General features: G+C 53.1%; 17 protein-coding genes. 2 read left to right on the top strand and 15 right to left on the bottom strand.

The window, feature by feature from the left end; all coding sequences use genetic code 11:
* Positions 1 to 3 precede the first annotated feature (3 nt).
* From OGV85_RS03725 to OGV85_RS03655, 15 genes are all read right to left on the bottom strand, one after another.
* Positions 4 to 960, bottom strand: coding sequence for a SinI family autotransporter-associated protein (locus tag OGV85_RS03725; protein WP_057101998.1), 957 nt, complete (start codon positions 958 to 960; stop codon positions 4 to 6).
* 58 nt (positions 961 to 1018) lie between these two features.
* Positions 1019 to 3217 carry an intimin-like inverse autotransporter SinH gene (gene sinH, locus OGV85_RS03720; protein ID WP_181522705.1) on the bottom strand — a complete coding sequence of 733 codons (2199 nt, stop codon included), beginning with the start codon at positions 3215 to 3217 and terminating at the stop codon, positions 1019 to 1021.
* 211 nt (positions 3218 to 3428) lie between these two features.
* Complete coding sequence (locus OGV85_RS03715) at positions 3429 to 3647, bottom strand: zinc ribbon domain-containing protein (protein WP_061547727.1); 219 nt, start codon at positions 3645 to 3647, stop codon at positions 3429 to 3431.
* Positions 3648 to 3700: 53 nt separating this feature from the next.
* Positions 3701 to 4735 carry a Gfo/Idh/MocA family oxidoreductase gene (locus OGV85_RS03710; protein ID WP_061547728.1) on the bottom strand — a complete coding sequence of 345 codons (1035 nt, stop codon included), beginning with the start codon at positions 4733 to 4735 and terminating at the stop codon, positions 3701 to 3703.
* 63 nt (positions 4736 to 4798) lie between these two features.
* A complete protein-coding gene (locus OGV85_RS03705) occupies positions 4799 to 6340 on the bottom strand; it encodes a peptide MFS transporter (protein WP_003037736.1) in 1542 nt (513 codons plus the stop codon).
* A gap of 300 nt (positions 6341 to 6640) precedes the next feature.
* Complete coding sequence (gene der / locus OGV85_RS03700; RefSeq protein ID WP_003037733.1) at positions 6641 to 8113, bottom strand: ribosome biogenesis GTPase Der; 1473 nt, start codon at positions 8111 to 8113, stop codon at positions 6641 to 6643.
* A 117-nt stretch (positions 8114 to 8230) separates the two neighbouring features.
* Positions 8231 to 9409, bottom strand: a complete 1179-nt coding sequence (gene bamB, locus OGV85_RS03695) for an outer membrane protein assembly factor BamB (protein WP_003838454.1) — start codon at positions 9407 to 9409, stop codon at positions 8231 to 8233.
* A gap of 10 nt (positions 9410 to 9419) precedes the next feature.
* Complete coding sequence (locus OGV85_RS03690; RefSeq protein WP_003037727.1) at positions 9420 to 10040, bottom strand: YfgM family protein; 621 nt, start codon at positions 10038 to 10040, stop codon at positions 9420 to 9422.
* A 13-nt stretch (positions 10041 to 10053) separates the two neighbouring features.
* Entirely contained in the window at positions 10054 to 11328 is a 1275-nt protein-coding gene (gene hisS, locus OGV85_RS03685; RefSeq protein ID WP_003835173.1) for a histidine--tRNA ligase, read from the bottom strand.
* 110 nt (positions 11329 to 11438) lie between these two features.
* The gene (gene ispG / locus OGV85_RS03680) at positions 11439 to 12557 is read right to left on the bottom strand and encodes a flavodoxin-dependent (E)-4-hydroxy-3-methylbut-2-enyl-diphosphate synthase (protein WP_003037720.1); all 1119 of its coding nucleotides are present in this window, start codon (positions 12555 to 12557) and stop codon (positions 11439 to 11441) included.
* A gap of 26 nt (positions 12558 to 12583) precedes the next feature.
* Complete coding sequence (gene rodZ, locus OGV85_RS03675; RefSeq protein ID WP_032937882.1) at positions 12584 to 13576, bottom strand: cytoskeleton protein RodZ; 993 nt, start codon at positions 13574 to 13576, stop codon at positions 12584 to 12586.
* Between the two features lie 284 nt (positions 13577 to 13860).
* The gene (gene rlmN, locus OGV85_RS03670) at positions 13861 to 15027 is read right to left on the bottom strand and encodes a dual-specificity RNA methyltransferase RlmN (RefSeq protein WP_003037713.1); all 1167 of its coding nucleotides are present in this window, start codon (positions 15025 to 15027) and stop codon (positions 13861 to 13863) included.
* Between the two features lie 290 nt (positions 15028 to 15317).
* The gene (gene ndk, locus OGV85_RS03665; RefSeq protein ID WP_003037710.1) at positions 15318 to 15749 is read right to left on the bottom strand and encodes a nucleoside-diphosphate kinase; all 432 of its coding nucleotides are present in this window, start codon (positions 15747 to 15749) and stop codon (positions 15318 to 15320) included.
* A 148-nt stretch (positions 15750 to 15897) separates the two neighbouring features.
* Positions 15898 to 18210, bottom strand: a complete 2313-nt coding sequence (gene pbpC, locus OGV85_RS03660) for a peptidoglycan glycosyltransferase PbpC (RefSeq protein WP_061547730.1) — start codon at positions 18208 to 18210, stop codon at positions 15898 to 15900.
* The gene (locus tag OGV85_RS03655; protein ID WP_061547731.1) at positions 18211 to 23145 is read right to left on the bottom strand and encodes an alpha-2-macroglobulin family protein; all 4935 of its coding nucleotides are present in this window, start codon (positions 23143 to 23145) and stop codon (positions 18211 to 18213) included.
* A 206-nt stretch (positions 23146 to 23351) separates the two neighbouring features.
* Between OGV85_RS03655 and sseA the strand changes: the two genes are divergently transcribed.
* Complete coding sequence (gene sseA / locus OGV85_RS03650; protein ID WP_061547732.1) at positions 23352 to 24203, top strand: 3-mercaptopyruvate sulfurtransferase; 852 nt, start codon at positions 23352 to 23354, stop codon at positions 24201 to 24203.
* Between the two features lie 339 nt (positions 24204 to 24542).
* The gene (timP, locus tag OGV85_RS03645; RefSeq protein WP_306419305.1) at positions 24543 to 24671 is read left to right on the top strand and encodes a small toxic inner membrane protein TimP; all 129 of its coding nucleotides are present in this window, start codon (positions 24543 to 24545) and stop codon (positions 24669 to 24671) included.
* The last annotated feature ends 6 nt before the right edge of the window (positions 24672 to 24677 follow it).

The raw sequence follows: 24677 nt of genomic DNA, 5'->3' as shown, positions 1-24677 counted from the left end.
GTTTTATTTACGTTGATAGTCGATAGACAAGCCATAGCCCTGGACGCCATCGTTGCCGAGGGTAACGCCATCGGCATTATCGAAGGCAGCCTTCGCTTCGGCGTTGGTAAGCGGAATAACCAGATCGCTATTGTTGTAGGTAGCGTTGACAATCCCACCCACAGTGCCCAACTGCAGACTGTTACCGGTGAATTTCCAGCGGTAGTTGTAATCACTGGTAACTTCTTCACCTGCATCGTAAGAGCGACTGGCGTTTTTATCTTTCCACAGCAGCACTTTATAGGTGGTGTTGGTTTTAAGTTTGGTGCTCGTGCCCAACAGATTGGTTGTTGTACCCGCCTCGTAGATGACGACGTGGACATTTTCATCGACCACCGGACCTTCCGGAATGTCATCATCGTCAGAACCACCGCCAGCGTTGGTCGACAGATCGTTTAGCAGCAATTCTGTGGCAACATTCGGATCGCCGGTAGTTGTGGTAGGCGTAATTTTAATACCAATGTAGCGATCGGCATCCGCAGCCTGAATTTCATAGGTGTCGCTGCCTTTTGTACCTATCTCTTGTGCATCGCCGCCATTCTGATCGCTATAGCTCATCCACTGCACAGTCGCTTTGGTCGCCGTGTTATCCGCATCCAGGTCACCTTCCGTATCGCCGATAGCCCAGTTGACCTTCACTTTGTCGCCCGCGTGAAACTGCCGGTCACCTTCAGTTGCCACGGTTCGACTACCACGGTCAATCGTCACCGTGACATGTGCTTTATCCGTTTCCGCCGTTTTATCTGCAGCCCGTGTAATCCACGGGATAGTCCCTTGAATAGTACCGGTACTTTCTGTCGCGCTTTGCCACTGACCGGCTTTCAGATTCCCATTAGCCGCGACTGCAGGCACAGCACAATACCCTGCCACAGCCAACGCCAGTGCGACCTTCGTCAGCCGCCGTTTTAATACTAATTGCATCAAGACTCTCCTTTTTCTTCAACATTCAGCGACTGGCTGGTCAGCCACTACGCTGACACTATTTCTGGCTATACACCACGCGTATGCCATAGCCCTGAATACCATCCTGCTCATGAGCAGCGAATTTTTGCGCAGCCTCTCTATTTGTTGCTGGCAACACCAGATCTTCATTGCGGGTATTGGCTTGTGCTCCGGTATTTCCCGTCACGCTTTGCCCGGTAAATTCCCATTGATAGTCATAAAGCGCCATTTCATCTTCTGCCAGTTGTTCTGACATCTGGAAAACGCCGTCTTTATTGGCATCACGCCACAGTACAAATCGATAGGTATTATTAACGACAGGATGCCTATCTTGTTTGCCGCTCAAATTAACGGGAGAAGATGTTTTCATTTGATAAATGAGCGCATTCAACGCATCAAACGCATCACCGGTAAACGTCACGTCAACATAGTTACTGTCGCCGTAGACGTCTTCCTTCGCTTTCCAGCGAAACGTACCAGGAAGCGTACTGGAGAGCGTGACGGTTCCCGCCTTTTTGTCACGGCTGGCAATGAAGACGCAGGGCAATTCGGCGGTACAAGCTGTGGAGGAAAGCGACACCTTTTTGTCATTGCTGTCATAGAGTTCAGGCGCCATAGCCTCATCCACCAGCACTTTACCGTTACGATCGGTCGTATCCCCAAATGAATCGGTCAGCACCAGGTCCATCACAACACCATCGACGCCATCCGCCAAAGCGCTGGCCTCATGGCTATGATCGGTACGATCGGCGTCGGCGACGTTATCGACAATCAATTCGATTTTACGATCCTGCTGGACGGTAATTTCCACAGCACCCGAGTTTTGCTTATTCCCCTTTTCATCTTCCAGGGTCATGCGCACTTTCCAGGTATTTAACTCTGTACGCTGTGCTTCTGTATCCGCATTGACCCACGCAGGGAGGACCAGATTCCAGCGGTTATTATTCCCTTCAGTGAGGGCATCAGCTTTTACTACTGGCATCACTAATGTGCGATTGGCATTATTTTTTGCCTGCCAGGAGGCGGAGATGATTTTGTAGTGATGAGAGACAAGCGCATTGATCGTCCACTTACATTTCTCCAGTCCCACCGCAGACTCAGGCGTGTCTTCAATTACGCATTTAGGATGGACATTGGTCGCATCGGCTTTGAGCCATAACGCAACATCAAGGGGATCTTTTTCACGGTATTCAAGAACGATAAAATTATTACGCTCGACAAAATCGGTACGACTGCCCATTAAAGAGCGCTGAATTTTTACGTTTTCCGGATCAAGCTGAGCCGCCAGGGGCGTACCTAACTGATAAGTGACGGTTGCGTTGATGCTAAGGTCGGCATTATCTCCGGTACCGGCTTTGTAATCTGCACCCAACGTGACCATCGGCACAGGCATATAATTGAGACCAACGGTTACCGCATGGGGATTTTTTTGTAAATTGTCGGTACCAAATAATGCCACTTCATCGCCATAGTACTGCTCGTAGACTAATTTCCCACCGATCTGTGGATAAAATGACAGCCAGCTTTCAGCCCGAATATCCCATCCCCGGGCGGGGCGCTCTTCATAAAACTCGAAATCCTCAGACTCTTTCCAGTCAGAAAGTGGATGGTAATAGTTGCCAGAGAGCTTCAGATAATCCGTCCATGCCTCAGTGCCCAAACCTAAGCGACGGTGCCCACGGCTAAAATCGTAGTCATAAAAAGCGTTGCCGCCGAGTAACCAATCCCCCACATTTTGACGCAAGCCAAAACCGATATTTCCAATGGTCCGATCCTCTTTACGCTGCGCGGAGATTTGGCTAAAAATCAATGTATTTTGGTTGTCGTATAAGGGAACAAAATAGTCGAGGGAGCTACCATCAAGATCGCCACCTTCGCCAACGGTTAAACTGGTCCGTACTTTTCCGTACGGTGACATTAACCCTTCTATATACGATTGCGTGGAGGAGGTAATTTGATTTTGCAAATAGCTTTGCGCCTGTGATTTCAACGCGTCAGGCGTTAGGTTTTCAAAGCCTTGTGTCGCAGAGTTAATAAAATAGTCGGCACCTTTCTCTTTGATGGATTGATCTTCGCTATTATGCTGTTCCTTTTGTACCGACTCACTGCCGAGATCGGGCAACGTAGACTCGCTTATGTTATTGGTTGCTGCAGGTGCAACAACATTGTCCCCGGCAATAACTGAGCCAGAAACGAATAGCACAAGCAAGATAACAAAGCGTGCCCTTCGGGACATAACATGTTCCTGTATTAACAAAGTTGCGGTACAACAGGAACATTATATTTATGATTCACCCTAATGAATGCCTTTATAACCTAAATATAATCCTAAAAAATCAGCCTAATTATAAAAGCAAGATAAAATATTTGTAATAATAATAGTTAAAGCTGATTGATATTCATTGAAAATATTAACCAGCAGAAAACATTAATTATTATAATATAATTTATATTACAACATTATATTCCACACGTTTTTTCGAGATAAGACCATGTCCGTTCTGACAGAAATAATCCACCGCGCCGCAGGCTTTTAACACTTGCAGTGGCAGATGGCATTCCGGACAACGCGCTTCCAGTTGAATATCTTTGTGACAATGCTCGCAGTGCGCCACACCGTTTTGTGGCTCCAGCTCTGCATGACAATCCGGGCAGGTAATCGACATATCGTATCCTTGTACAGAAAATGTATGGCTGCTTTTATTCTAACACCATGCGCTTAATGTGGCCCACGTAACTGCTGCTGTAATGTTAACAGGTATTCCACTTCTTCCAGCCTGCGCTGTGTCGTTTGGCTCACCTCCTGCGGACAACGTTCAAACAAACTTTGCGCTCCCAGAATTTGCTCAGCAAGACAATGGGCGTAAATCGTACCGGTAATGCTCCAGCGTTGTACCGCCTCGCCGTCAATCACTTCCAGTACATCTTCTGTACCGCGTCGGTCATGGCTGATGATGCTCCCGTCGCGAAGATAAAGCCGCAGACCTTTTTGTCCACCACTTGGTCCCGCATATTTGTTGAGCCAGATTTCCAGTGGAATACCGCTTATCAGCCCTTGCAAATGCGCCTCGCCTTCTGCCGTGGTCAGGTCTCCCTGGGGGATATCACGTCCCAGACGGTCTTTAGCACTCACTAACCGCAGCACCATCTCATTATTCCCTCCCAGATACCTTACCGTTTCCCGCAGCATTGCTAACACGTGCGTACCGATATCCAGAATCACGCCATCCGGGTGGCGAAGTTCACGCTTGTCCGGTTCACCGGTGGCAAAGTTAAGCGCTATCGGCTCCCCTGCGGCGTTAAATCCACTTGGCTCTTGCAAGAAACCTTCGATTTTCACAATCTCGGCAAAAGTGCTGACCAACCCTCGTTTCACCGTTTCGATGCGCGCCATCCAGTGGTCGAGTGCCAGTACACAGTCGGCGGCTCCTGGTTGAGCCAGCAGCATTTTCAGTTTTTCAATTTGGGAGAGCGTGGCGACAATAGGTTTTTCAACCACGATACGTGCGATGGGAGAGGCCAGGGCCTGTTCAAGCACCTCAAGGTGATGCAAGGATGCGGTCGTGATGAACAGGGTATCAAGAGGCTGAGTAAGCAGCTCTTCGAGCGACGTACAACGCGTCACACCTGCTGGCTGTTTTGTGGGTTGAACATCAAACCCCACACAGCGTAATGAATCACCGAAGAGGCTACGTAATGCGGGCAAGTATGCCGTTTCAACGACTGCGCCCAGCCCAACAAACCCTAACAGCATGTTCTCACCTCAAAAGTTGAATTACCGGGGCATAACGTCTGCCCCGGCATCATCGAGGTGCTATCAGGCGCTAGTTGCCGGTTTAGTCTGTGTATTCTCCAGCATGCGACGAATCGGAACAATGAGAACGATCAGTACCGCGGCGCAGATAAGCAGCGCAATCGAGCAGCGCGCAAAGAGATCTGGCAGCATATCAAGCTGGTCGGCCTTCACATGACCACCAATCAGACCCGCTGCCAGGTTACCCAGCGCACTGGCGCAGAACCACAGACCCATCATCTGTCCACGCATTCTTTCCGGTGCCAACAGCGTCATGGTCGCCAGACCAATTGGGCTCAGACACAGCTCGCCGAGCGTAAGCATCAGGATACTGCCTACCAGCCAGAATGGAGAAACACCCGCGCCGCCATTTGCCAGCACGTCTTGCGCCGCGAGCATCATCACGCCAAAGCCCGCCGCTGCGCAGAGAATGCCGATGACAAACTTGGTGATACTGCTTGGGCGAATATTCATGCTCGCCAGTTTTGGCCACGCCCAGCTGAATACCGGGGCCAGCAGAATGATGAACAAAGCGTTAATCGACTGGAACCATACTGCCGGGATTTCAAAATCGCCGATCATACGGTTAGTGTAGTCGTTGGCGAACAGGTTGAACGAGGTAGGTTTCTGCTCAAAGGCAGACCAGAAGAACGCAGCGGAAACCAGCAGGATAAAGCAAACCAGCAGCCTGGCGCGTTCTTTACGGTTCAGCCCCGCAAAGACGAACAGATAGATAAAGTAAAGCGCAACTGACGCGGCAATCACGTACACCAGCATGCTGGCAACCGCGACCGGGTTAATCACAATCACTCCCTGCGCAATCAGGGTAACAACAATTGCTACACCAACTGCCAGCGCCAGCAGCCACGCGCCCACACCATTACGTTTCACAACCGGGCTGTTCCAGGTCGAGTCCAGGCCCACTTCGCTATCGTAGCGTTTCATCGCCGGAACGGCAAAGATACGGAAGATGAGCAACGCCACCAACATTCCGATACCACCGATACCAAAACCCCAGTGCCATCCGTGAGTTTTAATCAGCCAACCGGAGATCAATGGCGCGATGAAGGAACCCAGGTTGATACCCATGTAGAACAGTGAGAAACCGCCGTCACGGCGCGCATCGCCTTTTTTATACAGCGTACCCACCATCACCGAGATACAGGTTTTGAACAGGCCAGAACCGAGCACAATGAACATCAGGCCAATAAAAAACAGGTTGTCACCCATGATGGCCGAGAGTGCAATCGACAGGTGACCAAGTGCTATCAGGATGGAGCCATACCATACCGCTTTTTGTTGACCAAGCCAGTTATCCGCCAGCCAGCCACCTGGCAGCGCAGCAAGATACATGGTACCGGCAAAGATACCGACAATCGCCGAGGCATTTTCACGCGCCAGTCCCATGCCGCCGTCATAAACGGTAGCCGCCATAAACAGGATCAGTAACGGACGAATGCCATAAAACGAAAAACGCTCCCACATCTCAGTAAAGAACAATGAGCCGAGCGGATAAGGATGACCGAAGAAAGTTCGGCTTTCTTTTTGATTAACAGAGGATTGCATAATTCTCCCGAAAGTTATGTCGTCGTGCGTGTAAACACCGCGATGTACGCCGACCAGTTACGTAGCTGGTCGATTTTTTACATGCGGCGAAGATTTATTTAACCATTTGATAACCTGGCAGTAGTTTTGTCTAGTACCAACCGGGGGACTTTAAGATGAAAACTCGACAATTGTCTACTTTCTTAGATTTAAACTTGGTAAAAAACGAATAGTGATTGACATTGCGCGGGCTGAGGTTGACGTTGGAATAACGAAAAAAAACCCGCGACAAGCGCGGGTTTTCATCTGCATCAGCAACGATTACTTGCTTTTTTTAATGTGTTTAATCAAACGCTTACGTTTACGCATCTGAGTCGGAGTCAGCGTATTGCGTTTGTTTGCAAACGGGTTTTCCCCTTCTTTGAACTGAATACGGATCGGCGTCCCCATTACGTCCAGAGATTTGCGGAAATAGTTCATCAGATAACGCTTGTAGGAATCCGGCAGGTCTTTGACCTGGTTGCCGTGAATCACCACGATTGGCGGGTTATAACCACCCGCGTGGGCGTATTTCAGCTTCACACGACGACCACGCACCAGTGGCGGCTGATGATCTTCTACTGCCATGGTCATGATGCGCGTCAGCATCGCGGTGCTCACGCGACGGGTGGAGCTGTCATACGCTTCACGGACCGATTCAAACAGATTACCCACACCGCTGCCGTGCAGCGCAGAGATAAAGTGTACGCGTGCAAAATCAATAAAGCCCAGACGGAAGTCCAGCGTCTCTTTGACCTGCTCTTTTACTTCCTGCGTCAGACCATCCCACTTGTTCACAACGATAACAAGTGAGCGCCCACTGTTGAGGATAAAGCCCAGCAGCGACAGGTCCTGATCGGAAATCCCTTCGCGTGCGTCAATCACCAACATCACCACGTTGGCATCTTCAATCGCCTGCAGCGTTTTGATAACTGAGAATTTTTCTACCGCTTCGGTAATTTTGCCGCGCTTACGCACGCCCGCGGTATCGATAAGCACATATTCGCGCTCATCGCGCTGCATCGGAATATAAATACTGTCACGCGTGGTCCCCGGCATGTCGTAAACCACCACACGATCTTCGCCAAGAATACGGTTAGTAAGTGTGGACTTACCTACGTTCGGGCGACCCACGATCGCCAGTTTGATCGGCAAATCCTGCGGATTGAAATCATCTTCAGGCTCTTCTTCGCCATTTTCTTTGGCTTCCAGCTGCGCCCAGTATTCCGCGTCTTCGTCGACTTCTTCCTGCGGAGCAACGTCGTCCATCCACGGCAGCAGTACATGCTCCAGCAGGCTGAGAACTCCACGGCCATGGGACGCCGCGATCGGATAAATTTCACCCAGACCCAGAGAGTAGAAATCAACAACCGCCTGGTCAGGATCGAGTCCGTCAGTTTTGTTGGCTACCAGGAACGTCGGTTTCTGGCGCGAGCGCAGATGTTTCGCAATAGCTGCATCCGCTGGCATCAGGCCAGCACGCGCGTCCACCATGAACAGCACAACGTCCGCTTCTTCGATAGCCAACAGCGACTGTTCCGCCATACGAGTTTCAACACCGTCTTCGGTGCCATCAATACCGCCGGTATCAATACAGATAAACTCGCGGCCTTCAATTTCCGCACGACCGTACTTACGGTCACGAGTCAGACCCGGGAAATCCGCAACCAGCGCATCTCGGGTGCGAGTTAGACGGTTAAATAACGTGGATTTGCCAACGTTAGGGCGCCCGACAAGCGCGACCACAGGTACCATGTTTAAAGCCTCATTTAAAAAATCATCAGACAACGGGCACATTTTTGCTCCGTTGTTAAAAACAGTAAAACGGCCCCTGCACCAGGAGCCGTTTTTCAAAGCGAGCGGCCGCGACGATTAACGCGTAATAGAGTACAGCGTACCGTCTTTCGCCTGGATCAGCAGTTTACCATCAGCAGAGACCGGCTCGGTCAGGAAACCTGAGCTGTCAACTTTCTGCTGGGCAACAAAACGGCCATCGTCAACGTTAATCCAGTGCAGGTAGCCTTCGCTATCACCGACGACCAGATTGCCGTTATACAATACCGGGGACGTCAGCAGACGGTGCAGCAGATCGCTTTGCGTCCACAGCGTCACGCCGCCATCGGTGGTCAGTGCCAGCACGCGGTCGTTCTGATCAACCAGGTAGATACGGTTACCGTCGACGATGAAATCATTCACCGAGCCCAGTTCGCGTTTCCACATGATCTGACCACTGCGCAGATCCAACGCTGTCAGGTTACCATTATAAGCCAGCGCGTAAACAACGCCATTGACGATAACCGGCGTGGTATCAACGTCGCTCAGACGATCGATTTCCGTTGGGCCTGTCGCCTGAGAGATACGCTGCTGCCAAATCATCTGGCCCTGCTGCATAAGCACGGCGCTTACGCGACCGTTATCACCGCCAACAATAGCTGCGCCAAAGGCGGTTGCCGGAGCGGATTCGCCACGCAGAGAAAGAGAAGGCATGTCGAGGTTAACGGTCCATTTGATGGCGCCGTCGGCTTCGTTTAAGGCCTGCAACTGACCGTTGCTGGTGTGGATCAATACCACGCCATCGCTCACAACAGGACGAGACAGCGCTTCACCAGCGACTTTCGTCTGCCATGCGGTAGTACCGTCACTGGTGTTCAGCGCATAAACCTGTGCTTTTTCACTGCCGATATAAACATGACCGCCGGCCACGGTGACACCGCCAGAAAGCTGTGCAGATGCACGGGAGAACCAGCCATCTTTCTCACCCAGATTCACAGACCAGACTTCTTTGCCGTCGCCTGCGTTCAACGCTTTCACTACACCAGCGCGAGAGGCAGCATAGACAACGTTATCCGCCAGCGCAGGATGAAGATTGGAATAGAAATCACCAATACCGTTTCCTACAGAGGTGCTCCATTCCGTAGACGGAGTAAACTGGTTTTCAACCACCGGTAATGGGGACATCTTAACGACATCTTCTTCGCCACTAAACAGTGAACAGCCGCTCAATAGGGTAACGGAAAGCAGCCCTGGCAGAAGTAATTTACGCAATTGCATCGGGTCCCTCTCAGATGGACAAATTATTGATTTTCATCTGCATCATTTCGCTCAGAGCAGGAGAGGCATCGCTTTTCACACCCGCTTCCCATGCGCTACGCGCACCTTGTTTGTCGCCTTTACTCAGCAACGCTTCACCACGCAGATCGGCAACAATGGCCGCCCACCCTTCACCTTTAATGGTTTCGAGTGTTTTCAGCGCGGTATCAGCCTGTTTAAGCTGAACCTGAACACGAGCCAGACGCAGGTTTATCACTGCTTTGAGATTTTCATCGCTGGTCGCAGCCAAGCCTTGTTGCAGCTGGCTTGCGGCTTTCTCAAGTTCATTTTGGTCAACAAACTGCTGCGCCAGTTCCAGTGAAGCCAGCGCGCCATAGGTATTTTTATTCTCTGCAGCAAATTTCTCAGCGGCAGGAATGCTGTCCGGTTTACCCGCGCTAACCGCAGTCACCGTATTTTGATACGCCAGAGAAGCAGAGCGTGCGGACTCCGTCTGATGGCTGGTCCAGTAACGCCAACCAACCAGCGCGCCAACCCCTAAAATGATCCCAACAGCCAGCGCCTTGCCGTTTTCAGCAAAGAAGCGTTTTACCGCATCAACCTGGTCGTGTTCGTTCTCGTAAATTTCCACGCTGTCCTTCTCCTTAGCCCAGTAAAGTGCGCAAATGCGCGGCAACGCTATCCTGCGCTACTGCCGTTTGCTCACCAGAGCGCAAATCCTTCACTACAACAGTACCGTCAGCCACTTCGGACTCGCCCAGTACCAGTGCAACGCGGGCGCCCCACTTATCGGCACGGGCAAACTGTTTCTTAAAGTTGCCGCCACCGTGGTTTGTCATCAGTTTCACACCAGGAACTTCATCGCGCAGACGTTCTGCAAGCGTCATTGCTGCCGACTGCGTGTCCGCCCCTGAAGCGACCAGGTATATATCGACAACAGGATCTGCGTTAAATTCCGGATTAACTGCCTGAACTAACAAAACAAGTCGTTCCAGACCCATAGCAAAGCCCACGGCAGGCGTTGCACGACCGCCAAGTTGCTCTACCAGACCGTCGTAACGACCACCGGCACACACGGTACCCTGAGAGCCCAGGCTGCTGGTGACCCACTCAAATACGGTGCGGTTGTAGTAATCAAGACCACGAACCAGACGCTGATTGACGGTGTAAGCAATGCCTGCGGACTCCAGCAGTTTGCACAAACCCGCGAAGTGCTCGCGCGAGTCGTCATCCAGATAGTCGCCCAGTGCAGGCGCGTCGTTGAGCAGCGCCTGTACTTCCGGGTTTTTGGAGTCGAGAACGCGCAGCGGGTTGGTGTACATACGGCGCTTGCAGTCTTCGTCCAGTTTCTCTTTGTGCAGTTCCAGGTAGGCAACCAGCGCATCACGGTAGTTAGCGCGGGCTTCAAGCGAACCGATTGAGTTCAGCTCCAGGCTGACATGCTGAGAAATACCCAGCGCGCGCCACCAGCGAGCGGTCAGCATAATCAGTTCCGCATCGATGTCCGGGCCTTGCAGGCCAAACACTTCGACACCCAGCTGATGGAATTGACGATAGCGTCCTTTCTGCGGACGTTCGTGGCGGAACATCGGCCCGATATACCACAGACGCTGTTCCTGATTGTACAGGAGACCATGTTCGATGCCGGCGCGTACGCAGCCCGCAGTCCCTTCAGGACGCAACGTCAGGCTGTCGCCATTACGGTCCTCAAAGGTATACATCTCTTTTTCAACCACGTCGGTGACTTCACCGATCGCGCGTTTGAATAACGGGGTCTGCTCTACAATCGGCAAGCGGATTTCACTGTAACCGTAGCTGCCGAGCACGTTTTTAAGAGTGCCTTCAATGCGCTGCCAGATGGCGGTTTCGCCAGGCAGATAATCGTTCATGCCGCGAATGGCTTGAATGTTTTTTGCCACGTTTATTCTCTTTATGAATATAAAAATGAACCCTCAGCGCTAACCCGAACAATGCGGGCGCCATGCGGGTTCAATCATACACGGGAAGCATGCCGCTTCCCATCACGTTGTTATTTTTCAAGCTGCTGCACGTCGATACGACGCGCTTCGTCCAGAATACTTGCTTTGGCACGAATGCGGGCTTCAAGCTGCGTAATCATGTCGTCGTTATCGAGTCTGTCCTTACGCACGCCGTCTTCATACAGGCCGCTTTTCTTGTTACCGCCCGTCACGCCCAGCGTAGAAACCAGCGCTTCACCAGGGCCGTTTACTACGCAGCCGATGATCGAAACGTCCATTGGCGTAATGATATCCTCCAGGCGTTGCTCCAGCGCGTTAACCGTACCGATAACGTCAAACTCCTGACGCGAACAGGTTGGGCAAGCGATGAAGTTGATCCCGCGCGCGCGAATGCGCAACGATTTCAGGATATCGAAACCAACTTTGATCTCTTCCACCGGATCGGCCGCAAGAGAAACACGCAGCGTATCGCCGATCCCTTCAGATAACAGCAGGCCAAGGCCGATCGCGGACTTCACCGAACCACTACGCAGGCCACCAGCTTCGGTGATCCCCAGATGCAGCGGTTGATCGATCTGTTTCGCCAGCAGGCGATAGGATTCTACGGCGAGGAAAACGTCAGACGCTTTAACACTAACTTTGAATTGATCGAAGTTCAGACGATCGAGGTGATCCACGTGGCGCATAGCGGATTCCAGCAGCGCCTGAGGCGTCGGTTCACCGTATTTTTCCTGCAGATCTTTTTCCAGCGATCCGGCGTTGACGCCGATACGGATAGGAATATTTTTATCACGAGCGCAATCCACCACCATGCGAATACGCTCTTCACTGCCGATATTACCTGGGTTAATACGCAGGCAATCAACGCCGTATTCCGCCACCTTCAGTGCGATACGATAGTCGAAGTGTATATCGGCAACCAGCGGGACGTTAACCTGCTGTTTGATAAGCTTGAAGGCTTCTGCGGCATCCATTGTCGGTACAGAGACACGAACAATGTCTGCGCCTACGCGTTCCAGCGCTTTAATCTGATTAACCGTCGCTTCCACGTCCGTGGTACGCGTATTAGTCATAGACTGTACGGCGATGGGCGCACCATCGCCGATCGGCACGTTCCCAACGTAAATGCGTGTCGATTTTCTACGTTGAATTGGAGCCTGGTTATGCATTAAAAAATCTCCCGCATTGCCGTCTGTTACTGAGCCGGTGATTGTTCGGCATTAACGGTCAGACGCGCAACCTGGTTAGTTCTGATAAAACGACTCAGATCGACAGGTTTACCCTGGAACTGAATCTGCACTGCCGCCGGAGCACCAATCTTCAGTTTGTACGGTGCCTGACCGGTCAAATTCAGATTGCCATCTTTACGCTGCATCCCGCTGAACAGTTTTTTACCGGTCGCATCGGTGACTTCCAGCCAGCAATCGGCGGTAAAGTTCATCACCAGCGCGTTAGGATCGGCTGCAGGTGTAGTCACACCTGCCTGATCGGTCGGCAACGGTGCCGCGGTAGCTGGCGCTGCGGTTGCAGTATCGACGTTAGCCTGAGAAGGGGCAACGACGGCGTTTTGTTGCGCATCAGCAGCCGGGGCCTGAGCCGCTGCGGTATCTTGTTGCACTGGCGCTGAATCCGTTACCGCGCCATTTTCAGCAGCCGACGTGGTATCCGGGCTTGCTGCAGCGCTGGTATCTAACGGTACATTCTGCGCACCCTCTTTACCGGCATTCAACTCAGCGGAGGATTGATCGGCCATGGTGGTGATCTCTTCCTGCTGCGCTTTATGGTTCTGCCACCACCAGGCGCCAGTCAGTCCGACAACGACAAACAGTACCAGCCAGGTAAAAGTCATTAACCAGCCGTCGCGTTTCTTACGACGCTTACCGAGCGAGAAGCTCTGCATCGGTGCGACTTTGGCAGGACGAATCGGAGCCTGTTTTTCCAGCCCTGGCAACAGTTCTTCTTCAGGAATATGCACCAGACGCGCATAAGAACGGATATACCCGCGCAGGAATGTTGAAGCGAGATCGGCTGGCGCCTTATCTTCTTCAATATCGCGTACCGTGGAGACCTTCAGGCAAAGTCGCTCCGCGACTGCCTGCTGGCTGAATCCGAGTTGTTCACGGGCATTGCGCAGACGAATGCCGGTGGATAGTGTTTCATTTTTGTCGTGCGTGGCTTCAGTATTCATTCGCTACAGCTGCGTAATATTTGGGTTCTGATGCCGGCGAGCCACAATGCTCACCCACACCGCGAAACATCTGGTCAGTTAACCTTCGTCAGACAGTATAAAACGGTCAGACTATCAATGACAAAACGGCGTAAACCTGAGGGCTAAACACTTGTTACGCCGTTACATACTGCCTTAAAGTCGACAAAAACGCACCGTTATTATTGACCTGACGACGACAACAAAAAACCTCATATGGCTTACGTTGCACTACGGTACAGGAATTATACCGTAGTGCGCCAACATCAAACGGTCTTAATGTCGATAGCGTCGCCCTGCATACGCTTACGCAAAGTACGCTTGGTACGGTCGATAACGTCGCCCGCCAACTGACCACAGGCTGCATCGATGTCATCGCCACGTGTTTTACGCACAATGGTGGTGAAACCATAGCTCATCAACACTTTGGAGAAACGATCGATACGGCTGTTAGAACTACGGCCATACGGCGCGCCCGGGAACGGGTTCCACGGGATCAGGTTGATCTTACACGGCGTATCTTTCAGCAGTTCTGCCAACTGATGCGCGTGTTCAGTGCCATCATTGATGTGATCTAACATCACATACTCAATGGTCACACGGCCCTGGTTAGCGTTGGATTTCTCCAGATAACGACGAACCGCGCCAAGGAATGTTTCGATATTGTACTTTTTGTTGATCGGTACAATTTCGTCACGAATTTCATCGTTCGGCGCATGCAGAGAAATCGCCAGCGCGACGTCAATCATATCACCCAGCTTATCCAGCGCAGGGACAACGCCCGAGGTGGAGAGCGTGACGCGACGCTTGGACAACCCAAAACCGAAGTCATCCAGCATGATTTCCATCGCCGGCACTACGTTGGTCAGGTTGAGCAGCGGCTCACCCATCCCCATCATCACCACGTTGGTGATAGGACGCACGCCCGTTGCTTTGACCGCGCCGACGATTTTCGCCGCGCGCCAGACCTGACCAATGATCTCCGATACCCGCAGGTTACGGTTAAAGCCCTGTTGCGCCGTAGAGCAGAATTTACACTCTAATGCGCAACCGACCTGTGAAGAAACACACAGGGTCGCACGATCGTCTTCCGGGATATACACCGTTTCAACGCGCTGATCGCCAACCGCGATAGCCCATTTGATCGTACCGTCAGAAGAACGCTGCTCTTCCACCACTTCCGGGGCGCGAATTTCAGCCACTTCTTTCAGCTTGTTACGCAGCACCTTATTGATGTCAGTCATGTCATCAAAGTTGTCGCTGCAATAGTGGTACATCCACTTCATGACCTGATCGGCACGAAACGGTTTTTCGCCCATCTCTTTGAAGAATTCGCGCATTTGCTGACGGTTCAGATCCAGCAGGTTAATTTTTCCATTTTTATTTGGAACCGCAGGAATGACGACTTCAGAGGTGTTAACTAATTCAGACATAATTTTTTCCGGCCTCGTTGTTACACGTTGTGGCCCGTGGAGGGTTAAAAAGAAACGCCCCGGCAAGCGATCTGCTCTTCCGGGGCGTTGCATTGTACAAAGTCTGGCGCAGGGATGCCACGTTTGCACGAAGCATTAGCGAAAATAATATGTAAATCGCTAATTCATCTCCAAAGGATTTCGCGTCGCAGGAAGGCGGCAAGTTCAAGCATCCCCGGGAGCATAGAAAACTATGTGACCGGGGTAAACGAATGCAGCCAACGCATCTACGACGTGAAAGACGCGGGAGATTAGCGAGTGCGCGGGCAAACCTCACCTTCACCAAAGAAATAGGCGATTTCGCGCGCCGCTGACTCAACGGAGTCGGAACCGTGAGTACCGTTCTCGGTGAAGCTGTCAGCATAGTCTGCACGCAGAGTACCGGCCAGCGCATTCGCCGGGTTGGTTGCGCCCAGCAGATCGCGATGACGCTGTACGGCATTTTCGCTTTCCAGAACAGAAACAACGATCGGACCGGAGGTCATGAATTCAACCAGACCGTCAAAGAACGGTTTGCCATCGTGCTCAGCATAGAAACCACGCGCCTGCTCAACGGTCAGGTGCAGCATTTTAGTCCCGACGATTTTGAACCCTGCTGCTTCAAAGCGCGCAAAGATGCTCCCAATAACGTTTTTTGCCACCGCGTTTGGTTTGATGATGGAAAAAGTACGTTCAATAGCCATGATAACCTCTGTAATGTGTTCTGTTGTTGTCTATATAGATGTACGACCTGGCGCGGATTATAAAGAGCATCCCGGCAATTGACTATTGATGAAGGTAACATTTCTTTAAAATAAGATGAATTTTAGCAACAAACAGTCACCAACTGGTCTACTGCATCGAAAATCTCACCGTCGCTACCTGGCCTGCATCATCCATCACCAGCAGTTGATAATCCCCTTTAGTCGCCAGCAGTAGCGTAAGACGACGTCCGCGTTCATCCAGCCTTTCACCGTTAAGAAACCACCAGCGTTCACCGCTCCCACCGCTGGTTTGCACCGGCAATGAGGCTTGAGCAGAACCGGGTAAACGCTTCACAATCGCGCCATCACGAATGCCTGTCAACTGCAACGGCTGCGAAGCGTCTTGTCCCAGCGGTGGACATGTGGCAGAAACTGGCGGTAATCTCGCCCCACGACGTTCTGATTCCGGTAGCCATGGCTCCAGCGGCAACGGCCAAACGATTAACGTTTGCTCGTGCGCCTGCGGGCAATCCGCCGCCACACGTTTGCCTTCATCATCCAGCCAGACAGGAAAACGAATGCCATTAACCCCTTCCTGCTCGGGCAATAATAACGTTGGCGGCTGACTGCCATCCAGTAACCAGGTTGCCAGACGGCGACGGCAGTTGCTGTCACCGGGGGCAAGAGATTGCCCGCCCGGCCAGCACACCACACCGCGACTCACGGATTCAGGGCGTGGATCTTCCGGCTGATTTGTCCCGCGAGAGAGCAAAAGATTGTTGACCTGATTGAGCAACGGTACGGCGCTGGCGAAACCAAACTGCCCCACCACTGGCGTACCGTCGGGCCTGCCGGTCCAAATACCGATCACATAACGCGCATTAACGCCAATCGCCCAGGCATCGCGATAGCCATAGCTGGTGCCCGTTTTCCACGCCAGAGGGACCACTCTGCTCAGCGCGTTATCCGGCAGCGGTTGCGCTTCGTCAGCCATAATGCGGCGAATAATCCACGCCGCGCCCGCCGACATCAACGGACGTTCCAGTAGTGGATCACCCGGCTGCAGACGCAGTTTTCCCGCTTTTCCCTGGCGGGCAAAGGCGCTGTACGCTGCGGCCATATCTTCCAGCCTTGCCCCCGCGCCACCTAAAATCAGCGACAGATTCGGCGCAGCCCCTGCGGGCAGATACAGCGGTAAGCCGACGTTACGTAACGATGCGGCAAAACGCTTCGGGCCATAGGCTTCGAGTACCTGCACGGCGGGTAAATTCAGCGAGCGCACCAGCGCTTCGCTCATGCTCACCGGGCCATGAAAACCGCTGTCAAAATTCCCCGGTCGATAGTCCCCGGTTCGCCGCGGGACATCCTGCAATAACGAAGCGGGATGAATGAGTCCGTCATCCAGCGCCAGGCCATAAACAAACGGCTTCAGCACCGAGCCAGGCGAACGGATCGCATTCACCATATCCACATGACCAAAACGGGAGTCGTCATTCATATCTACCGACCCCACCCAGCCACGCACGCTCATATCGGTGTGATCGACCACGATCATCGCCAGCGAACTGCGCGCAGGTAAGCGCCCCTTCCAGTTTTGCGCCAGCTCTTCCAGTTGACGCTGCAATCCGGCATCAAGGGTAGTCACGATTTTATCGCTTCGGCTTTTTCCCAGCATCATGCGCGAGAATAACGGTGCTAACTGCGGCATTTGCCGGGGCGCCAGCCAGACCGGTTCTTCACTCGACTCCTGCACCTGTCTGGCAGGCCAAATGCCCTGGGTCGCCATACGTTCGAGCACTTTATTACGCGCCGCTTCAGCACGGTCCGGCCAGCGATCCGGACGCAGACGGCTCGGCGCCTGTGGCAAAACAGCCAGCAGCGCGGCATCGGAGTAACTCAATTGCGCGGGTGATTTACCAAGATAAGCCCAGCTTGCCGCCCCCACGCCCTGCAGTGTACCGCCAAACGGCGCGCGGTTGAGATACAGTGTCAGTATGTCGCGTTTGGAGAGATGCCATTCCAGCTGCAATGCGCGCCAGAGTTGGCGAAACTTGCCGCCAAAGGTTCGCGGATGGGGATCGAGTAATCGTGCGACCTGCATGGTGAGCGTACTGCCGCCAGAAACCACACGCCCAGAGGAGAGGTCTTGCCATGCCGCGCGCAGTACTGAAAACGGATTGACGCCGGGATGCTTCCAGAACCAACGGTCTTCGTAGTTAATTAACGCCTCAAGGTAGCGGGGCGACACCTCATCAATCGTTACCGGATACCGCCAGATACCATCCGCATCGGCGAAGCGCCACAGCGGCGTACCATCATGAGCCACCACGACCCGCGCCGGATCGACTTCGTGCAGCGGCAGCGGCCAGATTTTATCTGCCGCCCAAACCGCCGCCACAAACAATAGTGCAACGGCTGCCAGCCAGAGCCAGCAGCCGCGTTTACCCAACCCGCGTATCATTTACGGTCTGACAATCAAAAGTCCCTCTGTCGCACCGGTCGCGCGCCACTGCGGAATATACATTGATTCCACCTGCGGGACAGGAACCCGGTAGGTCCCCGGCGTTACAGCCCGCGCCAGATACACCAGCGTAACTGGCTGTCCTTCGTTGACCGCCACCGCGGCGACAAAGCGATCGTCACGGAACTCAACGTGCTGGATATCTGCCTGCTGCATCTGATTGAGCAGATTCGCCACTTCGCTGCCGCTATCCTGCAGGCTGGCGCTGCCGTTGGCCAGATTCTGGTTTTCCAGTTCCAGTCCTGCTGGCAGTAAATCGACCACCAGCGCATCCGGCACGTTCTGGCTGGCTTTTACCTCCAGCCAGACCAGCACCAGTTCGCCGCTACGCAGCGAATCCAGCGATTTGCTATTTCCGTCAATTCCCAGGATTTGCCGCTCAATATGCAGAACGTTGCTGGCAGGCGTCGGTGCGGTTTGTGGATAACCACTCACATCCAGACGCAACCACAGCGGTAGATTACCGGTATTGGTGACGCTCAGCGTAGACAGCGCATCGGCATCCAGATTGCGGGTTAGCGATTTATCCCCTGCTAATGGTTGTTCCGAGAGTGACGTTTGCGCCTGCCACGTACCAGGCAAATCCTGTAACGTACGCGCGGCAAGGAACAACGCATTATTTTCCTGAGTCGAGAGCCAGCGCTGTCCAAAGGCCTGTTCTGACAACGTGTTCAGCAGCGTATTCTGCACGTCAGGTTTGATCTTGTTCTCTTCGAGCAAGGCCAGCATCAACGCGTTATCCCGTAAGGCACTGCCGTAATCCGCCATCCACTGTTGCGTATCGCGGCGCGGTGTATTCAGGGCCAGCGTCAACGCCTGTTCACTGCGATTGGCATCGCCCATATTTTTCAGCGCGATCCCCAGTTGTAACAGCGGTAAACCAGAGGCTGCTTGCGCACGACGCTCCCAGATCTCACGCAATGCGCCGAGCGGAGCTTTTTGCTGATGTGCCAGAACCAACGCGGCGTAGGCTTGTACGGCAAACCGGCTTGCTGAAGAGTCGTCGGTATAGCGAATCGACATCATGCCCGGATCCTGCAAATAGCGCAGTAGCCGCTCGTTGCCCCGGTTAATCACCTCTACCGGGACACTGTAGCCCTGTTCATTTGCCCGGACGAGGAAATCCATGACATACGCGGTCAGCCAGTACTCTTCCGACCCGTTTTTATCCCACAGCGCAAAACCGCCGTTATCACGCTGCATCTGCACTAAACGGGAAATCCCAATATCAACTGCCGCGCGACGTTTTTCATCGCTGTCGCCCACAATACCTAACGCCTTCAATTGCGCAGCGTTGGTGTATAAGGATGGGAACAACCCGCTCGCCGTTTGCTCCAGACAACCGTAAGGGTACGCTTTCAGTTCGCGGATATAGCGCGCCAGATTTAGCGGCGGCTTACCGCTGAACAGCAGTTGCCCCTGCATCGTCACAGGGGAGAAATTGGTCAGTTCTTCGCCCGGAAGCTGCCAGGTCGCGCCCGGCTGAAGTGCGACACCGTTATTAACGGTTTGCGCCGGGAACGCCGGACGCACGCCAATCTTCCACTGTTTATGCTGAACAGGCAGCGTTTCACCCGGTAAAGTCAGACCGCTAATTTCTGCCTGAATTTCGCCATCGCCAAACCCCTCCCGCGCGCGCACCGGAATAAACAGCGTAGTCCTTACGCCTGGCGCCAGATTTACCGGCGCGGGATCTTGCCCCATCAGCTCCAGTAAACCATTGGCCGCGAGCTTAATATTCAGCGTTTGCGGTTTGTCAGTCAGGTTAGTCACGTCCAGCGTCAGGCGCGAGGTATCGCCTCCCGCCAGAAAACGCGGCATATTCAGTTCAGCAATCACCGGCGCCGCAACAATCACTTTGCTTTCGCTGCTGCCAAAGTCATCCGTCGTCCAGGCCTGCGCCATTACCCGCAGCTCGCCGTTGAAATCACCAATAGGTAACGTCACCGTACCTTCGCCCTGCTCGTTAAGCGTGACCGGCAGCGCCTGTTGCGCCACGATATTGACGTGATTAACCGGTGGCTTACCGCCGCGTTTTAATTCATCGCCATCACCACCAAAGCGCAGCGCCGCCAGGCGTCCTTGCCCTTCGATCACCTGGCCGTAAATATCATAAATATCTGCGCCATAGCGTTTTTGCCCGAAAAACGCCTGCCACGGATCCGGCGTGGCGTAATCGGTAATGTTCAGCACCCCGCTATCAACGGCAGAGACCAGCACGTTAATCTGTTTTGGTACGTCGCCATTTTTGACGCTGGCTTTAATCTTGACGGTCAACGGCTGGTTTGGACGTATTTTCGCCGGGTTTTCCAGCGCCAGCGCCAGACGACGGTTTTCGTCACCTAACGGCAAATGCAGTAAACCGACCGCCCGTTTTGGCGTTGCCGAACGGGACTTGTCGCCAGGACGAACCACCAGCGCACTAAGATACAAATCGTGGCGATTCCAGGTTTTATCGATTGGGATGGAGATATCAAGACCATCCGCCGGTACGTCTATTTCTTGCCACCACAGCGGGCCTTCGCTGGATTCCACCATCGCATAACCTTTGCCAGCAGCGGGAGCGGCAACGTGCAGCTTCATGGTATCACCGGGACGATAGCTGGGTTTGTCCAGTTTCAGCGTCACGCGATCGGGACGCACAGCCCCACTGCCGTCGCTGTTATCCTGCCAGCTATAACCGGCCCAGAAGCGTACGCTGCTCACCGCATCATTCGGAGCTTTCACTTCCAGACGATAGGCGCCCCACTCAACCGGGAAGCTGACTTTACCGGTTTCATCGGCCTTAAGATCCAGAGTCTGCTCACCTTCAACCAGATCCTTTTGATCGAACTGTGATTGCCAGCCCTCGCCTTCAGACCAGTTCCAGTAATAATCTCGTCGCTCGCGGATCAAACGCACCTGCAAACCGGACACCGCTTTTTTCTCGCCTTGCGCATCGGCATACACAATGTCGAAAGCGGCGTTGCTGTTTTCATCAACGATAGGCTGATTCACGGTGGTATCGGTGCGGTAGTCATAGACGGCTTTCGCCGCAAACTGCGGACGAATGCCCGGCAGCGTATCCGCAGGCCAGATGGCTTGCTCAACCCGACGCGTCACCGGGCGCCCCCCCGACTCCAGCAGACTGGCTTGCAAAACCACCTGTAACGGGGAATGCGTCTCCTGCCACTGGCTGTTGGTGGTCACTTCGCCGCGTCCGTGGTCATCCAGCGTGAGCTGAACTTCATCGAGGCTGCGGGAAAGGTTTTCTTCGGCGATATTCCCAAACTGGAAGCCCGGCAATGCCTGAACGGCATCTCGTAATGGACGCAGATAAAGCTGCCCTTGCAGAGCATTACCGCTAGCGGGCGCGCCGTACAGGTAGTAGCCCACCACCGAGAACTTCACTTCATCAGTTGGTGCCACCGGGATCTTATTGGCGGAGAGATTGAGCGCCATCCGCTCAGGCATAAAATCTTCGACGTGGAAATCCCACATCCGCGACTGGTTATCACCGGTATTAGCCCGAATATGCCACATACCCGTTGGCGCGTTGGTGTCCAGCGGCCAGCTAAAGCGGTACAAGCTGTTTTCCGGTTGGCTAACCACCGAGCGTAACACTTGTCCGTCGGGCTTCACGACCTCCAGCTTCACCGGCTGGTCGGGCAACGTTTTGCCATCGCTGTCACGCAGTAATCCGTTGAGAATCACCGTTTCGCCAGGACGATAGAGATCGCGTGGGCCGAACATAAAGAACTGCTTGCTGTATCCCGGCGCACCGGCAATATCAAATTCCGCCAGATCCAACGCCGGGAGCTTCAGATCCAGCAGCGTGGTTTGCCCGTCTTTGCGGGCCAGCAATAAAGCCGCGTCTTTATCAGTCTCCAGTTTGACATGACCCTGAGCGTCGCTGGTAGCCTGCGCCAACGTCTGTCCTTTTTCATTGAGTAACGTGACCTCAATCCCCTGCTGCGCGGCGCCGTTTTCCAGACTCTGCGTAAAGACATCCAGTTGATTATGGTAACGGTGTACAGACACACCAATATCGCTGAGCGTGAACAGCGTAGCGGCATTACTGTAGTTGTATTGTCCAGCCTGATTCATCACCGCGATGTAAACACCAGCTTGCTGCAACGGCTTGATATCGCTCAGCGGCAATAGCAGCTTCTCACGGGTGTTGCGCGCAGGATTGAGGTCAAAGCGTCCGGTATACACCAGTTCCGCCATTTTCAGCAGATTGTCAGATTCCCAGTTAGTCAACGAATTGCGGTATTCCCACTGGCTGACGAACGCACCGAGTGACTCAGGCTTCACGCGAAAGAAGTTCACATCTACGCTATTAACGTTAAGGGCCATCACCGGCAGCCCTTCAATCACTTTTCCCGGCAGCAGCGAGCCGCGACTGGCAAACCCTACGCTTGGATGGACGTCGCGAGTGGTAATGTTTTTTTCATAATCAATAGCGAACGTCGCTTTATTCAGCGCCAGCAAATCACGCTCAATGGTAACGACCAGTTCCCGGTTAGGTTCCAGATGGCGTAAGCGTAGCTCTTTTAGATTTGGCGCCAGCTCCCAGGCACCATCCACTTTGCCGCTTTTTTTATCAACAACGTGCACGACGCGGGAAAAATCTTGTTCCGGATCGAGGGGAATGGAGAAGGTCAACACGAGCGTTGCCGCACCGTCGAGCTGGACCTCTGAGGCATCCAGCAGCGTCAGCGACTTGCCCTGGCTTTGCTGCATCAGTTTTTGTAATTGAGCCTTATCTTTTGCTGGCGCTGTCTGTGGCGCAGGCGCATCAGGCTTCGCAGCCGTCGGTGATTTTTCGTTATTATTATCGCACCCGACCAGTGCCAGCATCAGCATGCAGGCCGCTACGCGTAAATGTTTCATTTTTCATCCCTGGCCGTAGTGGCCCGTTAGCTACGTAGAACAACTATTATGCGTCAGATTTCCGGCGGTGGAAGTCAGTAACTGAACAACGTTGTCTTAATTTTAGTGATTAATGTGGATTCACCTGACAAATCAGCCTGTTTTACTTGTCGCTTTACGGTAAACATCCGACAATTTGCCAAAACCTGGTAAAAATGGAGATGCCTATGACCACCGCCTTCTTTGTCGCTGCCGACTGGCTTGCCGAACACATTGACGACCCGGAAATACAAATTCTTGATGCCCGAATGGCACCTCCAGGACAGGAAGATCGCGATGTTGGCGAGGAGTATCGTGCGGGCCATATTCCTGGCGCAGTCTTTTTTGATATTGAAGCGCTTTCCGATCATACCTCACCGCTACCGCATATGATGCCGCGCCCGGAAGCTTTTGCCGTTGCGATGCGCGAACTGGGCGTTGATCAAGATAAGCATCTGGTTATCTACGATGACGGTAATCTGTTTTCCGCGCCACGCGCATGGTGGATGCTGCGGACATTTGGCGTCGAAAATGTCTCCATTCTGGCGGGCGGTCTGGCAGGCTGGAAGCGCGATGATCTAATGCTCAAGGAAGGCGATGAGGATTTACCTGAAGGTGAATTTAACGTGGCCTTTACGCCTGGCGCTGTTGTGCGTGTTACCGATGTACTGCTGGCCAGTCATGAAAAAACCGCACAGATTGTCGATGCGCGACCGGCTGCGCGTTTTAACGCAGAAGTTGACGAACCTCGCCCTGGCCTGAAGCGTGGTCATGTGCCCGGTGCGCTTAATGTGCCGTGGACAGAATTGGTTCGTGACGGCGAGCTGAAAACTACCGACGAACTGGATGCTATTTTCTTCAGTCACGGCGTGAGCTTTGACCGCCCGATTATCGCCAGCTGTGGCTCCGGCGTAACGGCTGCCGTGGTGGTACTGGCACTTGCCACGCTGGGCGTTTCTAACCTCGCATTGTATGACGGCGCATGGAGCGAGTGGGGTGCTCGCAACGATTTACCGGTAGAACCATCTGAGGCTAAATAAAATCTGATTTATTCATCTTTTTCGTCCACAAAAAAACCGCTCAAATGAGCGGTTTTTTTGTGCTGGTCCGGTTCGCGGCCTTTCCAGCAGGCTATGTCACCATAGCAATGCAAGCGTACATCAGTGGGCAAATAGTCCCTTTTAAGGGAGTGAATGTCAAGTTAATTAGCTGCGAAACTATTCACTATTTGAGGTATTATCTTTTCCGGCCCTTTTCGCCGTCTCGCAAGCGGGCACTGGTTTCAGGAAAGGATGTCCCATGGCCGTATATGCAAGCGTACATCAGTGCTTGCTATCACGGCATTATCGCCAGTGGTGCTGTCGTGATGCGGTCTTCGCATGGACCGCGCAATGAAGATACGATACTTCTGTATCGTGCTTGTTGTATCTGGTGCATTGTGTCTTCACGGTGATCGGAGTTACTCAGGTAATTCTGCACGCGTGATGTTCAGCGCCCAGAGCAAGTAAGCCAGG

This window comes from Citrobacter sp. Cf132 (assembly GCF_030333885.1).
Taxonomy (GTDB): domain Bacteria; phylum Pseudomonadota; class Gammaproteobacteria; order Enterobacterales; family Enterobacteriaceae; genus Citrobacter; species Citrobacter freundii.
The sequence above is the reverse complement of the archived record's forward strand: the minus strand, read 5'-3'. Positions and strand labels throughout refer to the sequence as shown.